The following is a 12,557-nucleotide window of genomic DNA, read 5'->3' on the forward strand; positions in this document are numbered from 1 at the left end:
TTTTCCGGAGACGCCATGACCTCATCGATCCGTTCACCCGAGCCCGACGTCGACGCGCTGCTCGCCGCGCTGCCGCCGCGCATCGCCGACGTGCCCGCGCGCTGGGCCGCCCAGGCGCCCGAGCGGCCCGCGCTGATCGAGGACGCGCGCCGGCTCTCGTACGCCGAGCTCGCGCGGGCCGTCGATGCCGTCGCGTCGCGGCTCGCGGCGCTCGGCGTGCGCGGTGGCGATCGCGTGATGATCGTGGCGGAAAACAGCGTCGCGCAGGTCGTGCTGCTGTTCGCGGCCGCGCGCATCGATGCGTGGGCGCTCGTGTCCAACGCGCGGCTGTCGGCGGCCGAGCTCGACGCAATCGCCGCGCACGCGCGCCCGAAGCTGACCGCGTTCGTCACCGACACGTCGCCCGACGCTCGCGCGCATGCCGCGCGGCACGAGGCCGTGCGTGCCGATGCACTGCCCGTCGACATCGGCGCGTGGTCGTATCGGCTCGACGCACACGCCGGCAGCGAACCGGTGGCCGCCGACGGCGCCGCCCAATGCGCGGCGCTGATCTATACGACGGGCACGACCGGCACACCGAAAGGCGTGATGCTGTCGCACCGCAACCTGCTGTTCATCGCGGCGATGTCGAGCACGCTGCGGCGCGTGTCGCCGGACGACATCGTCTACGCGGTGCTACCCGTGTCGCACGTGTATGGGCTCGCGTCGGTCTGTCTCGGCAGCCTCTATGCCGGCGCGACACTGCGGCTCGCGCCCCGTTTTGCGCCCGAAGCCGTGCGCGTCGCGCTGGCCGACGAGGGCGTGACGATCTTCCAAGGCGTGCCCGCGATGCATGCGAAGCTGATCGAGCACCTCCACACGCACGGCCATGCGTGGCATGCGCCGCGACTGCGCTTCGCGTATTCGGGCGGCTCGCCGCTCGACGCGGCGCTGAAGGCGCGCGTCGAGCGCGTCTACGGCATCCCGCTGCACAACGGCTACGGCATGACCGAAAGCAGCCCGACGATCACGCAGACGCCGCTCGATGCGCCGCGCGCCGACTGCTCGGTCGGCATGCCGATTCCCGGCATCGAGATGCGCATCGTCGGGCCCGACGGCGCCGACGTGCCGCGCGGCGAAGTCGGCGAGATTCGCGTGCGCGGGCCGAACGTGATGCTCGGCTACTACCGCAACGTCGATGCGACGCGCGCGGCCGTGTCGCCGGACGGCTGGCTGAGCACCGGCGATCTCGCGCGGCAGGATGCCGACGGCGCGGTGACGATCGTCGGCCGCAGCAAGGAGCTGATCATCCGCTCGGGCTTCAACGTGTATCCGGTCGAAGTCGAGCAGGTGCTGAACGCGCATCCGGACGTCGTGCAGGCCGCGGTGGTCGGGCGCCCCGTCGAAGGCAACGAGGAAGTGCTCGCGTTCGTCGAGCTGGCGCCGGGCGCGACGGCAACCGACGCGACGCTGCACGCGTGGTGCGCGGAGCGGCTCGCGCCGTACAAGCGCCCCGCGCGCATCCGCGTGCTCGATGCGCTGCCGGCCGCGTCGACCGGCAAGGTGCTCAAACACAAGCTGCGCGAACTCGGATGATGCGCGTGCATGCGCGCGCGACGGTGCGCGCGGGCAGTCGTCAGGCGTTCTCGTGCGGCCGCCGCCCGCCCTGCGGGCCGGTGCCGGAGCGGGAGCGGGAGCCCGCGTGCAATTCCCGGCACGAGCGCAAGCCTGCGTTCAGCCGCGCGGATGATGCTGCGCGTGCAGCGTGCGCAGGCGCTCGCGAGCGACGTGCGTATAGATCTGCGTGGTCGAGATGTCCGCGTGGCCGAGCAGCAGTTGCACGACGCGCAGGTCCGCGCCGTGGTTCAGCAGATGCGTCGCGAACGCGTGCCGCAGCGTGTGCGGCGACAGATGCGCACGCACGTCCGCCTGCTGCGCGTGGCGCTTGATGATGTTCCAGAACTGCTGACGCGTCATGCCGTCGCCGCGCGCCGTCACGAACAGCGCGTCGGCCGCGCGCGCGCCGAGCAGCGCGGGCCGCGCCTCGCGCAGATAGCGCTCGATCCAGCCGTGCGCGACCTCGCCGAACGGCACGAGCCGCTCCTTCGAGCCCTTGCCCATCACGCGCACGACGCCTTCGTTGAGCCCGACCTCGACCGTCTTCAGCGTGACGAGCTCGCTCACGCGCAGCCCGCTCGCGTACATCAGCTCGAGCATCGTGCGATCGCGCAGCCCGAGCGGCGTCGCGATGTCGGGCGCGCCGAGCAACGCCTCGACCTGCGCCTCGGACAGTGTCGACGGGAACCGCGCCGCCTGCTTCGCGGACGTGATGCGCAGCGTCGGATCGGCACTCGCGCGATGCTCGCGCACAGCCCAGCCGTAATAGCGGCGAAACACCGACAGCCGCCGGTTAGACGACGTCGCCTTGCCGTCGCTGCGGGCGGCGATGTAGCCGGTCAGCATCGTTTCGTCGGCCGCGTCGAGCGCCGCGTCGTGCGTGGCCGCGAGCCATTGCGAAAACAGCGTCAGGTCGCGCCGGTACGCATCGAGCGTGTTGCGTGCGAGCCCGTGCTCGAGCCACAGCGCATCGCAGAACAGGTCGATCGACGCGCGGCTCGCGAGCAGCGCGGGCGACGGCGCGGCCGTACCGTCGCCGGCTTCGGGAGACAGCAGCGGTTCGCTCATCGGTACGGCACGCCCTCGTGCGCCAGCAGCCAGCGCTTCACTTTCAGGTAATAGCCGTCGTCGTCGTGATTCGCGAAACCGCCGAGCCCGCTCGCGGCGACGACGCGATGACACGGGATCACCAGCGGAAAATAGTTCGCACCGCATGCCTGGCCGACCGCGCGCGGCGCGCTGCCGATCCGCTTCGCGACCTGCCCGTACGTCAGCACGGTGCCGGGCGGAATGTCGCTGATCACGTCCCACACGCGGTGCTGGAACGCGCTGCCGACCGGCGCGAGCGGCAGGTCGAAACGGGCCGACGCGCGCTCGAAATACCGCTCGATCTGCTCGACCGCGCGCTTCGCGAGCGGCGTGTCCGGCGCGACGGACTTCACCGACTCGGGCAGATAGACGATTTCGCGCACCGCGGCCGCATCCGTGCGGATGCCGACCTTGCCGAACGGCGCGTCGATTACTGCGTTGAACATGGCATTCTCCTCACCGACACCGGCGCCGATGCGACGCGCATCCCGCCGGCCGAGGCCGTCGCGCACGCGTCGCGCTCGCGCGCCGACGACACTTTACGCCGCCTTCACGCGGCACGCAGCGCCCACTCGACATGTTCGCGCACGATCGGCGACGGATCGTCGGCGCGCGCGCGCAGCGCGGCCACGATCGCGTCGCGCGCCGCGGGCGCGAGCCGCTGCGCGGGCGCGCGCAGCGCATTGCCGAGCCCGACCGCGAGATTGCGCAGCCAGCTTTCGTAGCCGATGCGGCGGATCGCGCTGCCCTGCATCCGCGTGTCGAATTCGCCGGCATCCCAGCCGAACAGCTCGACGAGCGTCGCGCGATCGAGCCCGTGCCGCACGTCGAAGTCGGCCACCGGCGCGGCCTGCGCGAACTTGTTCCACGGACACACGAGCTGACAGTCGTCGCAGCCGTACACGCGATTGCCGATCAGCGGCCGCAGCGGCTCCGGAATGCTGCCCTTCAGCTCGATCGTCAGATACGAGATGCAGCGGCGCGCGTCGACGCGATACGGCTCGACGATCGCGCCGGTCGGACACGCGTCGATGCAGCGCGTGCAGCTGCCGCAATGCGCGCCGGGCGACTCGGGCGCCGTGTCGGGCGACGTCTGTGCGTCGGTCGGCAGCGGAATGTCGACGTAGATCTCGCCGAGGAAGAACAGCGAGCCCGCATCGCGCTGCAGCAGCAGCGTGTGCTTGCCGCGCCAGCCGACCCCGGCCTTCTGCGCGAGCTCGACCTCGAGCACCGGCGCCGAATCGGTAAACACGCGATGGCCGAATGCGCCGATTTCGCGCTCGATGCGCTCGGCGAGCGTCTGCAGCCGGTTGCGCAACACCTTGTGATAATCGCGGCCGCGCGCGTAGATCGACACGACGGCCGCCTGCGGATCGTCGAGCCGCGCGCGTTCGCGTGCGCGCCAGTCGGACGCGCCGGGCGCGTCGCCGGCCAGCGTATCGGCCGGCAGATAGGCGAGCCGCGCGGAGATCACGCGTCGCGTGCCGGCCACAAGTTCGGCCGGCCGCGCGCGTTTCATCCCGTGTTTGGCCATATAATCCATCTCGCCGTGGCAACCGGCTTCCAGCCAGGCGGCGAGGCCTGCTTCGGCATCCGAGAGATCGGTGTCGCTAATCCCGATCGCCCCGAAACCCAATTCGCGCCCCCACGCCCTGATGCGCGCGGCGAGCGCAGTCAACGCCGCATCGTCGAGCGCGCACGACGCCGCGCCTTCGTCACGAGTCGAAGTTCGGTCGGATGCGGCGAGTTCCGGTAATCGGTTCATCGCACTATTTTACGAGAATGCCAGCCACGCCCAGCCATCCGTCCCACGCCGTCACGCTGCCGGCCCCGCTCGCCGAGCGCGTGATCGCGCTGGCCGACGAAGCGGCGACCGAGGCGTTCGGCATCCGCTTCGCGCACGCGCTCGACGCGGCGCGCACCGAACTCGCGCGCGCCCACGCGTTCGACGGGCTGCAGATCCAGCTCGTCGGCGATCTCGGCGCCGGCAAGACGACCCTCGTGCGCGCGATCCTGCGCGGCCTTGGCCACCGCGGCCGCGTGCGCAGCCCGACCTATACGCTCGTCGAACCGTACGCGCTCGAACGCGACGACGGGGAACTCGAGGTCTATCACTTCGATCTGTATCGATTCAACGATCCGGCCGAATGGTCCGATGCAGGCTTTCGCGAATATTTCAATTCCAGCGCGATCTGTCTCGTCGAATGGCCGCAACAGGCGGGCACCCTGCTCGGCGTGCCCGATCTGGTCTTCTCGCTCGACGTGGACGGCGACGGCCGCGCCCTCACCGTCCGGGCGTATAGCGCTTCAGGAAACGCATGTCTCGAAAGATGTTGATCAAACCGTTCCGCTCGATCGAATCGGCGGCCACCGCGACGCACAACTGGCGGCGCCGGCAGATCCTGTGCGCGGGCGCCTCGACGCTGGTGCTCGGCCTCGTCGCGCCGCGGCTCGCGCACGCGTCGTCGGTGCTCGGCGTGCGCGTGTGGCCCGCACGCGATTACACGCGCGTGACGATCGAATCCGATCAGCCGCTGCAGAATAGCCAACAGCTGCTGCAGGGGCCCGACCGGCTCGTCGTCGACCTGACCGGCCTCGAGCTCGACCAGGCGCTGCGCGACCTCGTGTCGAAGATCGCGCCGAACGATCCGCAGATTCAATCGGTGCGCGTCGGCCAGTATCAGCCGCACGTCGTGCGCATGGTGTTCGACCTGAAAGGCTCGGTGAAGCCGCAGGTATTCACGCTGCCGCCGGTCGGCACCTACAAGTACCGGCTCGTGTTCGACCTCTATCCGGCCGTCGCGCCCGATCCGCTGACCGACCTGATCGCGCAGACCGAACGCAAGGAGCAGGCGCTGAACGATGCGGCGCGCGCGCAGCAGATGCAGCCGCCGACCGCGTTGAACGGCCCGGCGGCCGCGCCGGCGCCGAGCGACAACAGCGACGCGTTCTTCCAGCGCTTCGCGCAGAACACGCCGGCCGCGCCGCACACGCCGCCGGCCGCGCCTTCGGCGCCCGCGAAGCCGGCCGTCAAGCCGCCGCCCGTGATCGCGCGCCGCGACGACGGCGACGACGACGCCGATGCCTACAAGTTCACCGCGCCGAAGTCCGGCAAGGGCGGCACCGTGCGGCTGCTGACCGTCGCGATCGATCCGGGCCACGGCGGCGAGGATCCGGGCGCGATCGGCGGCGCCGGCACGTACGAGAAGCACATCGCGCTCGACATCGCGAAGAAGCTGCGCGCGAAGATCGATGCCGCGCCGAACATGCGCGCGATGATGACGCGCGACGCCGACTTCTTCGTGCCGCTGAACGTGCGCGTGCAAAAGGCGCGCCGCGTCGGCGCCGACCTGTTCGTGTCGATCCACGCCGACGCATTCACGACGCCGTCCGCGCGCGGCTCGTCGGTGTTCGCACTGTCGGACCACGGCGCGTCGAGCGCGGCCGCGCGCTGGCTCGCGAACAAGGAGAATGCGTCCGACCTGATCGGCGGGATCAACATCAAGACGCAGGACGCGGCGGTGAGCCGCGCGCTGTTCGACATGTCGACCACGGCCCAGATTCGCGATTCGCTGCGCTACGGCAACTACGTGCTGAAGGAAGTCGGCAGCATCAACAAGCTGCACAAGGGCTCGGTCGAGCAGGCGGGATTCGCGGTGCTGAAGGCGCCCGACATTCCGTCGATCCTCGTCGAGACCGCGTTCATCAGCAACCCGGACGAGGAGCGCCGGCTCAACGACGACAGCTATCGCGACCAGATGGCCGACGCGATCTTCCGCGGCATCAAGCGCTACTTCGCCGCGAATCCGCCGCTCGCGAAGAACCGCATGGCCTGACGGCCGCATCGCCGCCGGCACGCCACGCGCGTGCCGGCGCGCCTCACGACGCCGCGAAGCGGCGCATCAGCTTCCCGCCGAAGACGTTGACCGCGAGCCCGCCCATCACGAGCGCCGCGCCGATCAGCTGCGCAGACGTCAGGTGCTCGTCGAGCAGCAGCGCCGACGATGCAAGCCCGACGATCGGCACCAGCAGCGAGAACTGCGCGACCTGCGCGGCCGGATAGCGCGACATCAGGCGGCTCCAGAGCCCGTAGCCGAGCAGCGTCGCAACAAACGCGAGATAGACGACCGCGAAGATCGACGAGACATTGAGCGCGGCCAGCGCGGCGCCGATCCGCTGCGGCCCTTCGAACCACAGCGACAGCACGAAGAACGGCACGGGCGGCACGAGGCTCGCCCAGACGACGAGCGACACGAGGTTCGCGTTGCCGACCTTCTTCGTGACGATATTGCCGAACGCCCACATCGCCGCCGACGCGATCGTCAGCAGGAAACCGGCGAGCGTCATTGCGCGGCCGCCCTGCGATGCGATCACGACGAGCCCTGCGGCGGCGATCGCGAGACCGATCAGGTTCTGCACGCGCAGCCGCTCGCCGAGAAACAGCATCGCGAACACGAGCGTGAAGAACGCCTGCGACTGCAGCACGAGCGATGCGAGGCCGGCCGGCATCCCGACGTACATGCCGGTAAACAGAAACACGAACTGGCCGAGCTGGATCGTCGCGCCGTACAGCAGCAGCATCCGCCACGGAATCTGCGGGCGGCGCACGAAGAACACGGCCGGCACGGCCGCGAGCGTGAAGCGCAGCGCGCCGAGCAGCATCGGCGGCATCCCGTGCAGGCCGACCTTGATCACGACGAAGTTCACGCCCCATGCGAGGATCACGACCAACGCCAGCAACAAATCCTTCGGGGCCATCATTGGCGTCTCCTCGCGTGTCGAATGTCGTTCCGAAACGGCGAGTCTAACCGCGTTCGCGTGCGGCCCGCTCCGATACCCGCGTGGCGCGCGTGGAATCGAATCCGTGCGCAAGACGTGCGAATCGGCGTCGGCCGGTACAATGGTCCGCATCTTCGCCGCCCCACAGGACTCGCCATGACCGCCCCGATCCATGCCCTGCTGAAGCCGCACGTGCGCGACGTCGGCAACCTGCAGGTGCGCCGCACGCTGCCCGCGCTCGCCGCGCGGCTCGTCGGCCCGTTCATCTTCTTCGATCACATGGGGCCGGCCACGCTGCCGCCCGGCATCGGCCTCGACGTGCGGCCGCATCCGCACATCGGCCTCGCGACCGTCACCTACCTGTTCGACGGCGCGATCCTGCACCGCGACAGTCTCGGCTCGCTGCAGGAAATCGTGCCGGGCGACGTGAACTGGATGACGGCCGGCCGCGGGATCGTGCACTCGGAACGCACGCCCGCCGCGCAGCGCGCGAGCGGCCACACCGTGCACGGGATCCAGACCTGGGTCGCGCTGCCGCGCGCGCATGAAACCGTCGAGCCGTCGTTCGAGCACCATGCGGCCGACACGCTGCCGAAGCGCACCGAAAACGGCGTGTCGCTGACGGTGATCGCCGGCGACGCGTTCGGGCTGCGTTCGCCCGTCACGACGTTCTCGCGCACGCTCTACGTCGCGGCCGAGTTCGCGGCCGGCGGCCGCCTCGCGCTCGACGCGTCGCACGAGGAGCGCGCGGTGTACGTCGTCGACGGCGATCTCGCGATCGACGGCACGCCGCTTGCGGCCGAGCAGATGGCCGTGCTCACGCCGGGCGCAAACGTCACGCTGACGAGCGACGGCGGCGCACGCGCGATGCTGCTCGGCGGCGACCGCATCGACGGTGAACGCTTCATCGAATGGAACTTCGTCGCGAGCAGCCGCGACGCGATCGAGCGCGCGAAGCTCGCATGGACGCGCCAGGAGATGGGCAAGGTGCCGGGCGAAACGGAATGGATTCCGCTACCGGAATCGAAGCCGCGTTGAAAAGCGCGCAAGATGCCCCCAATCTGACGACATCCGAACCGCAGGGAACGACATGGACACCACGCTAGCCACTTTCGAAAGAGACGTCATCGAGGCGTCGCTGGACACGCCCGTGCTGGTCGACTTCTGGGCGCCGTGGTGCGGCCCGTGCAAGACGCTCGGCCCGCTCCTGGAAAAGCTCGAACGCGATTACGCGGGCCGCTGGAAGCTCGTGAAGGTGAACGTCGACGAGAACCAGGAACTCGCCGCGCATTTCCAGACGCGCAGCATTCCGCACGTGATCGCGTTCGCCGATGGTCGTCCCGTCGACCAGTTCATCGGCGTGCTGCCGGAAGGCCAGTTGCGCGCGTTCCTCGACCGGCTGCTGCCGGCGCCGGAAGAAGCCGAGCGCCGCGCCGCGCAGATCGCGATCGCGGAAGCACGCTTCGACGACGGGCTCGCGCACCTCGAGGCGGCGCTCGCGCTGAATCCCGGTTTCGACGATGCGCGGCTCGACCTGATCGAGCTGCTCCTCGCGAGCAACCGGATCGACGATGCGCGCGCCGAAGCCGAGCGGCTGTCGCCGCAAACGGTGCAGGGTGCCGATCCGCGCTATCAGGCGATCAAGACCCGTTTCGATGCGCTCGACGCAACGGCCGACCTGCCGCCGACCGACGCGCTCGAAGCGCGCATCGCGGCGAATCCCGGCGATCTCGACGCGCGCTTCGATCTCGCGCAAAGCCTGATCGCGCGGCGCGCATACGAAGGCGCGCTCGAGCAGCTGCTGGAAATCGTCACGCGCGACCGCACGTATGGCGACGACCTCGGCCGCCGCACGATGATCTCGGTGTTCGAGCTGGCCGCCGATCGTCCGGATCTCGTCGCCGCATGGCGACGCAAGCTGAGCATGGCGCTCAACTGAGCGCGGCAGGCAGGAAGCCGCGCGCTGCAGCGGCCGGCCTTCTGCTTGTGCGCACGCTGTTCCTGCGCTGTTCGCACGCACCGCCGTCGCGCGGCCTGCGTGCGCTCCGAGCCGGCACGCCACGCCAGCGCGCTCTCCCCTGCTACCCCGCCGCGCGCGCCGCGATCGCGCGCAACGCATGCGCGGCCGCCGCGAACCCGAAGCTCGCCGTCACGCAGACGCTCGAACCGAATCCCGCGCAGTTCAGCCCCGCGACGTGCGCGGCCGTCGACGGCTCCGCGCCGTCCTCGATGTCGCATGCGGGCGCGTCCGGATAGATCAGCGGCTCGTCCGAATAAACGGCGCTGACCTTGAAGCGCGCCTTCGGCCCGCGCGGAAAGCCGTGCTGCTTGCGCAGCTGCGCGCGCACCTTCGACAGCAGCGGATCCTGGATCGTCAGCGCGAGATCGTCGATGCGAATGCGCGTCGGATCGAGCTGACCGCCCGCACCGCCGACCGTCACGAGCGGCTGCCCTTTCGCGACGCACCATGCGATCAGCGCGACCTTCGTGCGCACGCTGTCGATTGCGTCGATCACGTAGTCGAAGCCGCCGCCGAGCAGCGCGTCGAAGTTGTCCGGTTCCGCAAAATCCTCGATGCGGTTCACGCGGCAGGCGGGATCGATCAGCGCGATGCGCTCGGCCATCGCATCGACCTTCGGCTTGCCGTAATTACCGTCGAGCGCGTGGATCTGCCGGTTCGTATTGCTCTCCGCGACGTTGTCGAGATCGATCAGCGTCAGCGTGCCGATCGCGCTGCGCGCGAGCGCCTCGGCCGTCCACGAGCCGACGCCGCCGATGCCGATCACCGCGACATGCGCGCGCTCGAACGCGGCGAGCGCCGGTGCGCCGTACAGCCGCGCGATGCCGCCGAAGCGCCGCGCGCGATCCGCGTCAAGCTGGATCGTCGGGCTCGGGGTAAGATCGGAGAAATTCGGCGGGACGGTGTCGGCGGCTGACATGAAGAAAGGAAAACGTAAGTCGTACAGCCTCTATTTTGCCTGATCTCCCCGCCGCGACGCGCCGCTGTGCACGCACGATTCTTCCGCGTTCGCTATACTGGCCCCCGATTGAAGCGTTTGCATAACATGACGACTCTCGCCGATCTCCGCATCAACTATTCGCGCGCTTCGCTCGACGAAGCCGATGCCGCCCCCGATCCGTTCGCCCAGTTCGACCGCTGGTTCAACGAGGCGCTGGCCGCCAAGCTTCCGGAGCCGAACACGATGACGCTCGCGACCGTCGGTGCCGACGGTCGGCCGTCGGCGCGCATCGTGCTCGTCAAGGGCGTCGACGAGCGCGGGTTCGTCTTCTTCACCAACTACGAAAGCCGCAAGGGCCGCGATCTCGCTGCGCATCCGTACGCGGCGCTGCTGTTCTACTGGATCGAGCTCGAGCGCCAGGTGCGCATCGAAGGCCGCGTCGAGAAGACGAGCGCCGACGAAAGCGATCGCTATTTCGCCTCGCGTCCGGTCGGCTCGCGCATCGGGGCATGGGCGTCCGAGCAGAGCGCCGTGATCGACAGCCGCGCGACGCTCGAAGCGCGCGAGAAAGCATTCAGCGAGCGCTACGGCGACGATCCGCCGCGCCCGCCGCACTGGGGCGGCTATCGCGTCGTGCCCGATACGCTGGAATTCTGGCAGGGCCGCCCGTCGCGGCTGCACGATCGTCTGGTCTACACGCGCGATGCCGCGGCGCCCCACGGCTGGACGATCTCGCGACTGTCGCCGTAAGCGCAGCGCCGGCGTGCGGCCGGCCGCATCACGTGTTGCATCCGGGCGCGTCGCAGCGCGGCGCGCCGGTCAAGATACTTGGCTGTATTCGATTCAACGAACAAACGGAGAATCCAAATGTTCTGGGAAAAGAAGCTGGCACAGTGGGCGGACGAAGTACGGGCGAAGGCGAACATACCGGCGCGCCTCGTGCTGTGGAACGGTGAACAACTCGATTTCGGCAATTTCAGTGCGCCGCAGGTCACGCTGAAGGTCAACAACGCGTCGGCGCTGCCGCTGCTGCTCGAACCGAGCCTCGACAATCTCGGCGAGGCGTACGTGAAGGGCAAGATCGACATCGAAGGCAAGCTGTCGGACATCATCAACATCGGCTATTCGCTCGCGCGCAGCACCGTCACGAGCGCGAGCAAGCTCGCGCGCGTGAAGCGCTACTTCAATCACACGAAGAGCACCGACAAGAAGGCGATCCAGTACCACTACGACGTGTCGAACGAGTTCTACAAGCTCTGGCTCGACGAGAACATGGTGTATTCGTGTGCGTACTTCGAGAACGGCGACGAGGATCTCGGCACCGCGCAGATCAAGAAGATCGACCACATCCTGACGAAGATCCGCCTCGAGCCCGGCCAGCGGCTGCTCGACATCGGCTGCGGCTGGGGTGCGCTCGTGCTGCGCGCCGCGCAGAAGTTCGGTGCGCAGTGCGTGGGCGTCACGCTGTCGCAGAACCAGTTCGATCTCGCGACCGAACGCGTGAAGGCGGCCGGCCTTCAGGATCGCATCGAGATCCGCCTGCAGGACTATCGCGAAATCGAAGGCCAGTTCGATCGCATCACGAGCGTCGGGATGTTCGAGCACGTCGGCCGCAAGAACCTGCCGCTGTACTTCTCGCGAATCCGCGAACTGCTCGTCGACGACGGCATCGCGATGAACCACGGCATCACGTCGACCGACGCGGAAAGCGGCGAAACGGCGCTCGGCGGCGGCGAATTCATCGACCGCTACGTGTTCCCGGACGGCGAGCTGCCGCACATCAGCCTCGCGCTCGAAGCGGCGCAGCGCGGCGGCCTGGAGGCCGTTGACATCGAAAGCCTGCGGCGACACTATGCGCGCACGCTCGAGATCTGGACCGAGAACTTCGAAGCGAAGGCCGACGAGGCGCGCAAGCTCGTCGACGACGAAAAATTCCGCATCTGGCGCGTCTATCTGGCCGGCTGCGCGTATGCCTTCGAACACGACGACGTGTCGATCTTCCAGATCGTGTGCCGCAAGGCCGGCCGCAGCGCGAAAACGCTGCCGTGGTCGCGGCGCTATATGTACGAACACGCGCTGCCGCGCTAGGGAAACGCTGATTTATTCGGCTCGGCGGTCATCGCAGACGTAGCC

The 12,557-nt window shown here is 68.9% G+C and carries 12 protein-coding genes; 7 read left to right on the forward strand and 5 right to left on the reverse strand.

Annotated elements, in window-relative coordinates; genetic code table 11:
* Nucleotides 1-15: 15 nt before the first annotated feature.
* Nucleotides 16-1,575, forward strand: coding sequence for a class I adenylate-forming enzyme family protein (locus ACSHSS_RS09310; protein WP_445544859.1), 1,560 nt, complete (start codon nt 16-18; stop codon nt 1,573-1,575).
* Nucleotides 1,576-1,713: 138 nt separating this feature from the next.
* Here ACSHSS_RS09310 and xerD read toward each other — a convergent pair whose 3' ends face one another.
* The 3 genes from xerD to queG all read right to left on the reverse strand — a co-directional run bounded on the left by xerD (nt 1,714) and on the right by queG (nt 4,450).
* The gene (xerD, locus tag ACSHSS_RS09315) at nt 1,714-2,664 is read right to left on the reverse strand and encodes a site-specific tyrosine recombinase XerD (protein WP_445544860.1); all 951 of its coding nucleotides are present in this window, start codon (nt 2,662-2,664) and stop codon (nt 1,714-1,716) included.
* On the reverse strand, nt 2,661-3,131 hold the full coding sequence (locus tag ACSHSS_RS09320; RefSeq protein ID WP_012212832.1) for a methylated-DNA--[protein]-cysteine S-methyltransferase: 471 nt from the start codon (nt 3,129-3,131) through the stop codon (nt 2,661-2,663). Before ACSHSS_RS09320 ends, xerD begins: the two co-directional genes overlap by 4 nt.
* Before the next feature lie 104 nt (nt 3,132-3,235).
* Nucleotides 3,236-4,450, reverse strand: a complete 1,215-nt coding sequence (queG, locus tag ACSHSS_RS09325) for a tRNA epoxyqueuosine(34) reductase QueG (RefSeq protein ID WP_217103855.1) — start codon at nt 4,448-4,450, stop codon at nt 3,236-3,238.
* Between the two features lie 17 nt (nt 4,451-4,467).
* Here queG and ACSHSS_RS09330 point away from each other — a divergent pair, with 17 nt between their 5' ends.
* Together ACSHSS_RS09330 and ACSHSS_RS09335 are read left to right on the forward strand one after the other, a co-directional pair.
* Complete coding sequence (locus ACSHSS_RS09330) at nt 4,468-5,022, forward strand: bifunctional tRNA (adenosine(37)-N6)-threonylcarbamoyltransferase complex ATPase subunit type 1 TsaE/phosphotransferase (protein WP_006398480.1); 555 nt, start codon at nt 4,468-4,470, stop codon at nt 5,020-5,022.
* A complete protein-coding gene (locus ACSHSS_RS09335) occupies nt 5,004-6,521 on the forward strand; it encodes an N-acetylmuramoyl-L-alanine amidase (RefSeq protein WP_006398479.1) in 1,518 nt (505 codons plus the stop codon). Before ACSHSS_RS09330 ends, ACSHSS_RS09335 begins: the two co-directional genes overlap by 19 nt.
* 43 nt (nt 6,522-6,564) lie before the next feature.
* Here the strand turns inward: ACSHSS_RS09335 and ACSHSS_RS09340 are convergent, their stop codons facing one another.
* Nucleotides 6,565-7,443 carry an O-acetylserine/cysteine exporter gene (locus ACSHSS_RS09340; RefSeq protein WP_012467684.1) on the reverse strand — a complete coding sequence of 293 codons (879 nt, stop codon included), beginning with the start codon at nt 7,441-7,443 and terminating at the stop codon, nt 6,565-6,567.
* Between the two features lie 177 nt (nt 7,444-7,620).
* Between ACSHSS_RS09340 and ACSHSS_RS09345 the strand changes: the two genes are divergently transcribed.
* Both ACSHSS_RS09345 and trxA read left to right on the forward strand, forming a co-directional pair.
* The gene (locus ACSHSS_RS09345) at nt 7,621-8,502 is read left to right on the forward strand and encodes a pirin family protein (RefSeq protein WP_006398477.1); all 882 of its coding nucleotides are present in this window, start codon (nt 7,621-7,623) and stop codon (nt 8,500-8,502) included.
* A 52-nt stretch (nt 8,503-8,554) separates the two neighbouring features.
* Complete coding sequence (trxA, locus tag ACSHSS_RS09350) at nt 8,555-9,403, forward strand: thioredoxin (protein WP_006406435.1); 849 nt, start codon at nt 8,555-8,557, stop codon at nt 9,401-9,403.
* Nucleotides 9,404-9,545: 142 nt separating this feature from the next.
* Here trxA and tcdA read toward each other — a convergent pair whose 3' ends face one another.
* Nucleotides 9,546-10,403 carry a tRNA cyclic N6-threonylcarbamoyladenosine(37) synthase TcdA gene (gene tcdA, locus ACSHSS_RS09355; protein ID WP_006406436.1) on the reverse strand — a complete coding sequence of 286 codons (858 nt, stop codon included), beginning with the start codon at nt 10,401-10,403 and terminating at the stop codon, nt 9,546-9,548.
* A gap of 126 nt (nt 10,404-10,529) precedes the next feature.
* Here tcdA and pdxH point away from each other — a divergent pair, with 126 nt between their 5' ends.
* Together pdxH and ACSHSS_RS09365 are read left to right on the forward strand one after the other, a co-directional pair.
* Nucleotides 10,530-11,174: a pyridoxamine 5'-phosphate oxidase gene (gene pdxH, locus ACSHSS_RS09360; protein ID WP_006406437.1), complete on the forward strand. Its 645-nt coding sequence runs from the start codon at nt 10,530-10,532 to the stop codon at nt 11,172-11,174.
* 117 nt (nt 11,175-11,291) lie between these two features.
* Nucleotides 11,292-12,512, forward strand: coding sequence for an SAM-dependent methyltransferase (locus ACSHSS_RS09365; RefSeq protein ID WP_006398473.1), 1,221 nt, complete (start codon nt 11,292-11,294; stop codon nt 12,510-12,512).
* The last annotated feature ends 45 nt before the right edge of the window (nt 12,513-12,557 follow it).

This window comes from Burkholderia sp. BC1, from assembly GCF_052683555.1.